Source organism: Deltaproteobacteria bacterium (genome assembly GCA_009692615.1).
GTDB lineage: Bacteria > Desulfobacterota > Binatia > UBA9968 > UBA9968 > DP-20.
In genome coordinates, this window is record SHYW01000049.1 from 23,839 (window position 1) to 34,640 (window position 10,802).

General features: G+C 55.5%; 11 protein-coding genes. 4 read left to right on the plus strand and 7 right to left on the minus strand.

All coding sequences use genetic code 11. The annotated features are described in order from the left end of the window. Nucleotides 1–4 precede the first annotated feature (4 nt). Both EXR70_13340 and EXR70_13345 read right to left on the minus strand, forming a co-directional pair. Nucleotides 5–568, minus strand: coding sequence for a chromate transporter (locus EXR70_13340; GenBank protein ID MSP39465.1), 564 nt, complete (start codon nt 566–568; stop codon nt 5–7). Then, nucleotides 532–1,086, minus strand: coding sequence for a chromate transporter (locus EXR70_13345; GenBank protein MSP39466.1), 555 nt, complete (start codon nt 1,084–1,086; stop codon nt 532–534). Before EXR70_13345 ends, EXR70_13340 begins: the two co-directional genes overlap by 37 nt. Before the next feature lie 126 nt (nt 1,087–1,212). Here EXR70_13345 and EXR70_13350 point away from each other — a divergent pair, with 126 nt between their 5' ends. Together EXR70_13350 and EXR70_13355 are read left to right on the plus strand one after the other, a co-directional pair. After that, entirely contained in the window at nt 1,213–1,779 is a 567-nt protein-coding gene (locus EXR70_13350; GenBank protein ID MSP39467.1) for a glutathione peroxidase, read from the plus strand. A gap of 74 nt (nt 1,780–1,853) precedes the next feature. Next, entirely contained in the window at nt 1,854–2,216 is a 363-nt protein-coding gene (locus tag EXR70_13355) for a hypothetical protein (protein ID MSP39468.1), read from the plus strand. A gap of 80 nt (nt 2,217–2,296) precedes the next feature. Here the strand turns inward: EXR70_13355 and EXR70_13360 are convergent, their stop codons facing one another. Then, a complete protein-coding gene (locus tag EXR70_13360; GenBank protein MSP39469.1) occupies nt 2,297–2,539 on the minus strand; it encodes a hypothetical protein in 243 nt (80 codons plus the stop codon). Between EXR70_13360 and EXR70_13365 the strand changes: the two genes are divergently transcribed. After that, the gene (locus tag EXR70_13365; GenBank protein ID MSP39470.1) at nt 2,538–2,909 is read left to right on the plus strand and encodes a DoxX family protein; all 372 of its coding nucleotides are present in this window, start codon (nt 2,538–2,540) and stop codon (nt 2,907–2,909) included. The genes EXR70_13360 and EXR70_13365 overlap by 2 nt on opposite strands. Nucleotides 2,910–2,922: 13 nt before the next feature. Here the strand turns inward: EXR70_13365 and EXR70_13370 are convergent, their stop codons facing one another. Next, a complete protein-coding gene (locus EXR70_13370; protein MSP39471.1) occupies nt 2,923–3,273 on the minus strand; it encodes a hypothetical protein in 351 nt (116 codons plus the stop codon). Nucleotides 3,274–3,671: 398 nt separating this feature from the next. Between EXR70_13370 and EXR70_13375 the strand changes: the two genes are divergently transcribed. After that, on the plus strand, nt 3,672–4,574 hold the full coding sequence (locus tag EXR70_13375; GenBank protein MSP39472.1) for a phosphate/phosphite/phosphonate ABC transporter substrate-binding protein: 903 nt from the start codon (nt 3,672–3,674) through the stop codon (nt 4,572–4,574). A gap of 162 nt (nt 4,575–4,736) precedes the next feature. Here EXR70_13375 and EXR70_13380 read toward each other — a convergent pair whose 3' ends face one another. The 3 genes from EXR70_13380 to EXR70_13390 all read right to left on the minus strand — a co-directional run bounded on the left by EXR70_13380 (nt 4,737) and on the right by EXR70_13390 (nt 10,591). After that, complete coding sequence (locus EXR70_13380; protein MSP39473.1) at nt 4,737–5,639, minus strand: DUF2971 domain-containing protein; 903 nt, start codon at nt 5,637–5,639, stop codon at nt 4,737–4,739. A gap of 156 nt (nt 5,640–5,795) precedes the next feature. After that, nucleotides 5,796–9,494: a methionine synthase gene (gene metH, locus EXR70_13385; GenBank protein ID MSP39474.1), complete on the minus strand. Its 3,699-nt coding sequence runs from the start codon at nt 9,492–9,494 to the stop codon at nt 5,796–5,798. A 47-nt stretch (nt 9,495–9,541) separates the two neighbouring features. Then, entirely contained in the window at nt 9,542–10,591 is a 1,050-nt protein-coding gene (locus tag EXR70_13390; GenBank protein MSP39475.1) for a metalloregulator ArsR/SmtB family transcription factor, read from the minus strand. Nucleotides 10,592–10,802: the final 211 nt, after the last annotated feature.

Consider the following 10,802-nt stretch of genomic DNA (forward strand, 5'->3'; position numbering starts at 1 on the left):
ACGCTCAAACAAACCCTAAAATCCCCGCCAGCGCAGCAGCTCCAAACAGCCAGAGCGGATTCCACGGCTTGCCGAGCGCCACAACGACGGTGAGCAGCGTGATCGTGTAACCGCGCCAGTCGTGATTCACCGCGCGCATGAGGATCGTCGCGCTAGCGAAAACTAATCCGATGGTAATCGGCGTCAGACCGAGGCGAACCGCGCGAAAGATCCGCGCATCGGGATAGCGCTGCTTTAGATGGCCGACGAGCATCGTCAGCGTCGTCGCCGGCACGAGCAGTGGAATCGTCGTCGCGGCGACGCCCTTCCATCCCGCGAGATACCAGCCGATCAGCGTGACGTACATGACGTTGGGACCAGGCGCCACCTGGGCCAATGTATAAATCTCGGCGAACTGCCGGTCGGTCAGCAAGTGATGGACTTCAACTAAATAGCGATGAATGTCCGGCAAGATCGTCGACGGACCGCCGACGGCGACGAACCAGAGCGCGACGAAATGGAAAAACATCGCCGTAAGATCCACGCGTTCCATCAAGACTGCTCTTTCCACGCCGCGAATACCGCCCATGGCGCCAGCGCGCCGACGACCCACAAGAGCGGCCAACGCATAACGCCGACACCGACAAACGCCAACGCGCCGAACAACCACGACTGCCAACGGCGCGGCAACGCCGTCGCCAACTTGATCACGGTTGCCATAAGCAATCCGGCCGCGACGCTCGACATGCCGGCGAGCGCTTGCTGCACTTGCAGCAACGCGCCGAAATGTTGATACAGCACGCCCATGCCGACCACCACGAGACAGGGCCAACCCAGGAAGCCGGCAACCGAAGCCGCAGCGCCACTCCAACCGGCGAAGCGATGGCCGACCATGACTGTTAAATTGAGAACGTTGGGTCCCGGCAACAATTGTCCGAGCGACAACGCCTCGACAAATTCCCGTTCGCTGAGCCAACCCTGTTTCTCCACCAGCTGGCGCCGCGTCCAGAAAATCGCGCCGCCAAAACTCGACAAGCTGATGCGGGAAAAAGCTAAAAACAGCGCCAACGGAGTAACGCGCGGGTTTTGCGATTCGGTTTGTTGCATGTCTTTCGAGCAGTAACACAGAACCGCATTGCGATGCACTTGGCGACCGCGATGACGTTGGCCATGCGGCAATCCTCGCGCTGGGCGAGTTAATTATGATAGAGAAAGCAGTCAAAGGAGAAAGCAATGATCCATCGCTCGTTCTGCGCCGTGATCATCACCGCGATCGCGCTCTGCGCCATTGCAACAGCAAGCAGCGCGGCCGAATCGTCCTGCCCCGCGATCCTCGATCATAAGTTCGCCAATCTGATGGACGAGCCGGTTTCGCTCTGCCAGTTTCGCGGCAAAGTACTGCTCATCGTCAACACCGCCAGTGAATGCGGCTACACGCCGCAATACGACGGCTTGGAAAAACTATATCGCCGTTATCGCGACAAGGGTTTCGCGGTTTTAGGATTTTCCGCCAACGACTTCGGCGCCCAGGAACCGGGCTCGAACAAAGAGATCGCGCAATTCTGCCAGGTCAATTATGGCATCACCTTTCCGGTGTTCGCCAAGACTTCAGTAGTTGGCGTTAAAGCCAACCCGCTGTTTCGCGAGCTGGCGGCCAAGACCAAGAAGCCGCCGCAATGGAATTTTCACAAGTATCTTCTCGATAAAGCCGGACAACCGGTAAATGTTTTCGAAAGCGCCGCCGAACCGGAAGACCGACGCATCACCACGGAAATCGAAAAACTGCTGCTTGCGCGCTAAATCGAAACTAGTCAAATCGTCGCAATGAAAGATGCAATGTCCCTGCGCATGGTGATCCACTGAGAAAGTTCGTCATGTCCGATCCCAGCCCACAAAGCGGTGCAGAGTTTGTCGCAGAACAATTGCGCGACAAGATTGACGCGCTCTACCGCTTCGACTCTCGCCAGATTCTCGCCACCTTGATTCGCCTGCTCGGCGATTTCGATCTCGCCGAAGAAGCGCTGCACGAAGCTTTTCGCGCCGCGTTGGAACAATGGCCGCGCGATGGCGTGCCGGCCAATCCGCGCGCCTGGCTGATTTCCACCGGCCGCTTCAAAGCCATCGACGCGATCCGCAAGCGCGCGCGCTTCGAATCGTTGCCCGACGATATCGCCGAGCGCCTGACCAGCGAAAGCGACGATTTAGAATCAACTCGGCATTTCGCGATCGGGGTATGAACCCCGCTCGCGACCAAAGGGGATGCTCGCCCCCTTTGGAAACCCCATTTAGTTGTGCCCGCCGCAAGCAGCGGGGAATATTAGATTAAACCGTTCACAGCAACCAACACCACCGAATTCAGCTTCAAGCCCGAAGCTGAAAAAACGCTGGTCACTTGGAGCATGTTCGGCGAAAACAATTTCATCGCCAAGGCCTTCGCCTGTTCATGAACATGGACAAAATGGTCGGCGGCGATTTCGAAAAGGGTTGGCGCAAATGAAATCGCTGGTTGAAGCGGCGCCCAAGCAATAGCACGGCGAAAACAATAACCGGAGAAAAACATGAACGTTGTACTGTGGATCGCACAAACACTGCTCGCCGCGCTATTTTTGTTCGCCGGCGGTTCGAAGCTGGTCATGTCAATCGAAGAGATGACCAAGCAGATGCCGATGCCGGGCTGGTTCCTGCGCTTCATCGGCGTAGCCGAAGTGTTGGGCGCCGTCGGTCTGATTCTCCCTGGACTTTTGCGTATTCGCCCCAGCTTGACACCGCTCGCAGCGGCGGGATTGGTGATCGTTATGATCGGCGCGACGGCGGTTACGCTGATGACCGGCGATGTCGCCACCGCGCTGATGCCGCTCGTGACCGGGCTTCTCACCGCCTTCGTCGCCTACGGCCGCCGGCGCCTCAAACCATTCTCAACCAAGTCCTGAAGAGTGTCGTGAATCAGCTGCGCGAAGCCGCACGTTGCTTGGGCAACATGCGTATCGGAGTTTGGGACGGGGCCAGCAGTCTTTTTGCATTCCCCACCATGCCGGAAAGAAAATTATAATCGCACGCCTCACAAATGACTCCCGAGAGCGGCAGTTGCTCTGCGCAGTTCGGGCACTTTTTTAATGACGGGAGGTGTTGCTCCTCAAACATTCGATCGACGGCGTACTCGTTTGAGAACGCACTTCCCGTCACCAACGCCTTGAAAACACCGACTTGCTTCTTGTCCCCTGCAATGGCGATAAGAAACATCAAGATAATTGCCGGGGCAAAAAAATTAACGATATCTAAATTTTCACCAGTCATGATCTTACTCCTTCCGCCCTACCAGCTTGGCTAGGGCGACAACTCTCTTGCACGTCGCTTTGTGCACGACCTGCTATAGAGCAATGGGAGTGCCGAAAAATGGATTTTGTCGCTTACGTAAGAACGGCGCGAAGGTGGCAAAGAATGCCGATTGGCACCATCGTGGATTCGCCCCAAACTGGCTCGGCGATGGGGCAACGGGCCATTTGGCCCGCGCCACTCAGGGTTAGGTGAAATAACCAAAGCCCGACAACCAGTCTTTAAGCAGCCAGGACTTTCGTCGTTTTAGGAGATGGTATATTACAGACAAATTCTTTCGTCCATGGTAATTCTTGCGTACCGGGACGCAGGAATCTTGGAAGCGTACTACGCATTGCTTTTGAGGCGTAAAGCAACTGATGATTAACCGCTGGGGTTTAGGAAACAAATTATTACTTGTCGCTGCGGTCTTGCTTTTGCCCCAGCTCGCCTGTGCCGGATCGTTCAAGCTAGGTTCCATAAGTATATCCCCGGTGGTGGAGACCAGAAAATTTTGGCCCCTTGCCAGCTATCTCGCGCGGCAGTTGCAGTCAGAGGGAATCGACGAAGCGAAAGTTGTCGTGGCGGAGAGTATTCCGGCGATGTCCTCGTTCTTGCAAACGCGCGGGGCAGATCTTTACATAGATAGTGTTTTCCCTTCGGTGGCTGTGAGCCGCCTTTCCAACAGCAAACTTCTGCTGCAACGCTGGAAGAAGGGGAAAAGCGATTACCAGTCGATTATCTTCACGCGAAAAGATAGCGGCATCGCTCGATTGGAGGATATCAAGGGCAAGGTCATCGCCTTTGAGGAGCCCTTCAGTTCGACCGGTTATTTTTTTCCGAAAATGGTTTTATTGAAAAAAGGATTCCGAATGACGCCCAAGAGACAGGGGAGTGACCCCATAAAATCCGACGAAGTGGGGTATATCTTTAGTCACGGTGACTCGAATACAATTCTCTCGGTGTTGAATGGAGTCGTGGCGGCGGGTGCAACCGATAGTCAGAAGTATCTCGCTGTGGCGAAAAACGTTGACAGCTTCAAGATCATTCATGAGACGGTTTCCATTCCGCGTCAGATAGTCAGCCATCGAGCCGATCTCCCTGCCAAGCTTGTGACGAAAGTAAAGGAAGTTTTAATGAACATGCATCAGACTGCGGAGGGTAGGCAGGTGCTGCAGGCTTTCGAGAGCACTACCAAGTTCGATGAGATACCGGTTCGAGACATCGACCTTATGGCCGGATTAAAGAAACAGGTCGATGCCGAACTTAAACTCCAACGATAGCCTCGGTTCGCCCGGCTGATGTAAATATTTCCATTCTTCTCTCCGCATTTACAGCAACGGCTTCGAGCGCTAGGATTGAATAGAAGCGAAACGCGATGAGGTCTCAAACTATCCGACGTAAGTTAATACGAATGGCTGGCACTGTATCCGATCCCAAGCAGTCTAAATATCACCCCTTTCCGTCCTATCCTTATTTATGATCAATCGATATTTACTGTCATGTTTAAAAGCGCGGTAAATTTTTAGTGGCGGAAAACCAAACGAAGATCGCTCTTTAACGAGATCTTTCAATTGCTCGACGGTCGCGCTACTAGCGGAACATCCTATGATGATCCCAGAAAGCGCTGCAGAGCGAAAATAAAGTAACTGAGCCGCCGATTCCGGGACTATTATTCTACGCTCTTTCTCGTATGCCCAGCCTTGATATTTTCTTAGGAGTACCACCGTTATGCCCTTTGCCTCATTGAGCCAATTTAAGACTGGATAATCTTCGCTGTAGTTCACAGGCAATGCCTGGGCAAACGTAGCAATATCCCTGGCGACTTCGAACTGAAGACAAACACCCCTATGGTCTGTTGCATAATGACTCCACATGAGAATGCTTCGCGGATCACCTCCGAAGGAGCACACACCTACAGCGGCAGTGCTCTCTGCAAACGATATTCTTGCCCGTGACACGACAGAATCTAAATTTGCCATCATACGGCTTACTTCCCTCTTCCGGGCTTCCCATTTTACCCCTCGTTCTCTAAAGAGCCGGTCTAATTTTTGTCTTATCGCCGCACGCGGTCCTTCAACGATAATTTTTGCGGCCATATCGTAGGGGTCGTTGAACTCTGTCGGTGACGAAAGGCGCAATCTGGACTGAAAAAGAATATCACGAAGACGGTCAACGGAGGTACTGTTGGAAGGATCAAATGGTCGGAACTTGTATAAAAAACGACACAGCGATGGCCTAACTTGGCGCCACAGAACCTGTCGTCGTTTACGATAGCCAAGGCCATCAAGACGCTTCACAAACCCCTTGAAGTATTCTTCAGGATCTAGACTTTGGGGCGCTTTCATATGACCAGGGAAGAATCCTAATTGTAAAAATGGAATGGAGTCAGCTCAAGCTGATCCTGCTTTTCTTACCCAGTTCCATTACTAAATCGGCTCAAGCGCAACTCCGCTATCCGCCAACTGCTCATAGCAACCGAACGGGATACGGGATTGCCGCGTTTACTTTTTCGCCGGGTCGTAACCGAGGATCGGCGACAGCCAGCGTTCCACTTCTGAAACTTTCATCTCTTTACGCCCGGCGTAGGACTCGACTTGGTCTTTGCCGATCGAGTTGACGGCGAAGTAGTGCGCGTCTTTATGGGCGAAATAGATGCCGCACACCGAGGCGGCCGGATACATGGCGAAACTTTCCGTCAGCGTGATGCCGGTGGCCTCGCCGGCGTTGAGTAAATCGAATATCAGCGGCTTTTCGGTGTGATCGGGTTGCGACGGGTAGCCCGGCGCCGGGCGGATGCCGCGATATTTTTCCGCGATCAAATCTTCGACGGTCAACTTCTCATCTTTGCCGTAGCCCCACTCGGCGCGCGTGCGCTTGTGCAAATATTCGGCGAACGCTTCGGCCAACCGGTCCGCCAAGGCTTTTGCCATGATCGAATTATATTGATCGTTGTCCTTGTCGAACTGTTCGGCGAGTTCCTGCGTGCCATGGCCGGTGGTCACCGCGAAAGCGCCGAGGTAATCCACTCGGCCGCTCTCGCGCGGCGCGACGAAGTCGGCAAGCGCCAACTGCGGTTTGCCGCGCTGATTGTCTTTCTGCTGGCGCAGCGTGTGAAAGCGCGTCAGCTCTTTAGTGCGAGTTACATCCGAATAAATGACAATATCGTCGCCGTCACTGTTGGCCGGATAGAAACCGTAAACCGCGTTGGCCGTGAACAGCTTTTCATCGACAATCTTTTTCAACAGCTCTTGGGCGTTGGCGAACAAATCCCGCGCCGCCGGACCGCGCGCCGGATCTTGCAACAAGTCAGGATAGCGCCCGCGCATTTCCCAAGTGTGGAAGAACGGCGACCAATCGATGTAGGAAACCAATTGAGCCAACGAAAACTCTTTGAGCACGCGCCGCCCGGTGAATTCCGGCGTGGCGATATGATGCACATCCCACTCGGTTTGAAGCTTGTGACGTTTGGCTTCATCATAAGCGAGCAACTGCGTGCCGGCGCGGTTTTCGAATTGCTCGCGCATCTCTTGCTGGTCTTTGCGGTTCTGTGCGTCGAGCGCTTGCCGGCTTTCCGCTTTCATCAATGCACCCACCACCGGCACGGCGCGCGAGGCATCGATCACGTGAATGGTTTCATGCTTGTACGCAGGAGCGATCTTAACCGCTGTGTGACGCTTGCTGGTGGTCGCGCCGCCGATCAGCAACGGAATTTTTAATCCGCGCCGGGTCATCTCGCTGGCGACATGCACCATCTCGTCCAAGGACGGCGTGATCAAACCGCTGAGACCGATGATATCGGCTTTCTCTTCAATCGCCGTGTCGATGATCTTGTCCGCCGGCACCATGACGCCGAGATCGATGACGTCGTAATTGTTGCAGCCCAGCACCACGCCGACGATGTTTTTGCCGATATCGTGAACGTCGCCCTTGACCGTGGCGAAAACCAATTTGGTGCGCACCGAAGTATCCTGCGCGCGCAATTTTTCCGCTTCCAGATAGGGCGTGAGATAAGCCACCGCCTTCTTCATCACCCGCGCGCTTTTTACCACTTGAGGCAAAAACATTTTTCCCGAACCGAACAGATCGCCGACCACGTTCATGCCGTCCATCAGCGGCCCTTCGATGACGCCCAGCGGCTTGCCATGTTTCTGGCGCGCCTCTTCGACGTCTTGATCGATGAAATCTGTCAGCCCCTTCACCAGCGCGTGGGCCAACCGTTCTTCCACCGTACCGTCGCGCCAGGAATCGTCTTTGACCGCGACCTTGCCCTTAGTTTTAACCGTGTCGGCGAAGGCGACCAAGCGTTCGGTGGCATCGGCGCGCCGGTTGAGCAGCACGTCTTCGACTAACTCGAGCAAGTCCTCGGGAATCTGTTCATACACCGACAGCATGCCGGGATTGACGATGCCCATGTCCATGCCGGCTTTGATGGCGTGGTAGAGAAACGCCGAATGCATCGCCTCGCGCACCGGATTGTTGCCGCGAAAGGAAAACGAGATGTTGCTCACGCCGCCCGAGACTTTCGCCAGCGGCAAGTTTTGTTTGATCCAGCGCGTCGCTTCGATGAAATTCACCGCGTAGTTGTTATGTTCCTCGATGCCGGTGCCGACGGTGAGAATGTTGGGATCGAAAATAATATCCTGGGGCGGAAAGCCGACGCTTTCCGTCAGCAGCTTGTAAGCGCGCGTGCACACTTCGATCTTGCGCTCCAACGTGTCCGCTTGGCCGCGCTCGTCGAACGCCATGACGATCACCGCGGCGCCGTAGCGGCGGATCAGTATCGCCTGGGCGATGAACTTCTCTTCGCCTTCTTTGAGGCTGATCGAATTGACGATGCCTTTGCCCTGCACGCAGCGCAGGCCCGCTTCGATTACTTCCCACTTCGAGCTGTCGATCATCACCGGCACCCGCGCGATGTCCGATTCGCCGGCGATCAAGCGGAGAAATTTCTCCATCGCGGCTTTCGAATCGAGCATGCCTTCGTCCATGTTGACGTCGATGATCTGGGCACCGCCCTCGACCTGCTGGCGCGCCACGCTCACCGCTTTTTCAAAATCGCCGGCGAGAATCATCTTGGCGAAGACCGGCGAGCCGGTCACGTTGGTGCGCTCGCCGATGTTGACGAAGTTAGATTCCGGCAGCACCGTCACTCTCTCGAGGCCGCTCAGACGCAAATGCGGCTCAACCTCGGGAAGCCGACGCGGCGCTTTGCCTTTCACCGCGGCCGCCAGCGCCGCGATATGCCCCGGCGTCGTGCCGCAACAACCGCCGACGAAGTTCAGCCAACCGTTGTCGACCCACTCGCGCAACTGCGGCGCCAGCGACTCGGGAGTCTCCGGAAAACCGGTGGGCAGCAATGGATCGGGCAAGCCGGCATTGGGATGCGTGCTGATATAGATCGGCGCAATTTGCGCCAGCTCTTCGATCAGCGGGCGCATCTCCTTGGGCCCCAGCGCGCAGTTCATACCGACGCTGAGCAGCGGCACGTGGGATATGGAATTCCAAAAACCTTCGACGGTCTGACCGGTGACGCCACGATTGCTGGCGGCTTGAATGAAAGTCACCGACGCCATCAAGGGAATAGACAGCTGACGTTCGTCAAGAAGCTTGGCAATGGCGAAGAATGCCGCTTTACCATTAAGCGTATCGAAAATCGTTTCGACTAGCAGAATATCGACGTCGCCGTCCAATAGGCCTCGTGCTTGCTCATAATATGCGTCGACAAGGTCATCAAAAGTCAGACGGCGGCTTGCAGCGCTGTTAACATCGGTCGAGATCGAACACATTTGAGTGGTCGGCCCCATCGAGCCGGCGACGAAGCACTGCCTCACGGGATCTTTGGCCATGACGCGTTGGGCGGCTATCTTCGCCGCCCGCGCGCCAGCAACGTTCATTTCATAGACCAGCGATTCAAGCTCGTAATCCGCCATGGACACCGAAGTCGAATTGAAGGTATTGGTCTCAACGATGTCCGCACCAGCTTCAAAATACTGCTGGTGAATCTCGGCGATCAGTTCGGGCTGCGTGAGACATAATAGATCGTTGCAGCCCTTGAGATCCTTACCATGGTTAGTAAACCGCTCGCCGCGAAACTCCTTCTCACCGAGCTCGTGGGCTTGGATCATCGTCCCCATGGCACCATCGAGAATGACAATGCGCTCCGATAGCAGTTTACGTAAAGTTATTTCAGTCGAGTTCATAAATACTCTTTCGCGATCCCGAAGTAATTCGATCCATGAGTGAAAATTTATTCTGCGCCTTTTGCGCTTTTTGCGGCCAATTCTCCGACTCCGAGTTCCTTCTTACTTTGCGCCTTTGCGTTCTTTGCGGCCAAGTCCCGTTTCTCCGGCAGACTCGCCCGCGCGACGAAAATCTCCACCGGCCGATTGCCGTTGCGCGCGACTTTTTCGCCGGCAAAGGAGCCGGTGAGATCGTAATCCACCGACGCCGCGCCGGCTTCGTCAAACCATCGTTCGATGACGCCGCGCTCGAAGCCGAGCCAACGGTGCGCCATCTGCTCGCGCATCCACTGCTGTTTGTGCTCGACCAAGTCGACGAGAATCACCGAACCGCCGGGCCGCGCGATGCGGCACAATCCGGCAATCGCTGCCGCCGGGTCCGGTAAAAAATGCAGCACCATGACGCAAAACGCCGCATCGACAGTGTGGGAGGCCAACGGCAGCTTGAGCAAATCGCCCTGACGAAACTCGACGTTGTCGACGCCGCGCTCCTTGGCAACGGCGCGGGCGCGCTTGAGCATCTCGCTGGAAAGATCGACGCCGATCACCTTGCGCGCGAAGCGCGCCAATTCAAAAGTCAGACTCCCCGTGCCGCAGCCGAGATCGGCCAAGGTCAAATCGTTGGGCAAGAGTTTTTCGATCGCCAGCGAAGTGACGCGGTCGTCGAAATAGCTTTTGCGAATGCGCTCCCAATCCCCCGCCACCGACTCGAAATACCCTTCCGAGCGGCGCAACCGACGCCGCCGGCAAGCGACCAAGCGGGCCTGATCTTTCTTGCTGTCAGGAAGTTCGGCGAAACGCGCCTGCAAGGTCTTGAACAATTCCCGCGCGGGCGCCGCCATATCCCGGCGCGCCGAGAAATAAACGTTGGTGCCTTCCTTGCGGTCGCGCACGAAGCCCGCGTCGCGCAGGATCGCCAGATTGCGCGACACCGAAGATTGCACCGATGCCACGGTCTCTTGCACCTCGCCCACGGTCAGCTCTTCCTGAGCCACCGCGGCGAGAATGCGCACGCGCAACGGATCGGCCAGCGCCTTAAGGGTTCGAACCAAGTCCATAGGTATTTAGCAACGATCATTATATGCGAATATTGCGATATTCACAACGAACTTGGCTGCCAGGTGTTGTAGCAAAGTGATTATGTCAGGGGTTAACGGCAACGTAATTATGTCAGGGTGGAAGGATGACAACCCTGACAATGAAAGACGAGAAACGACTAGACGTAATTCAACGAGTATATCGCAGCGAGATCACCGTGGTTGAGGCCGC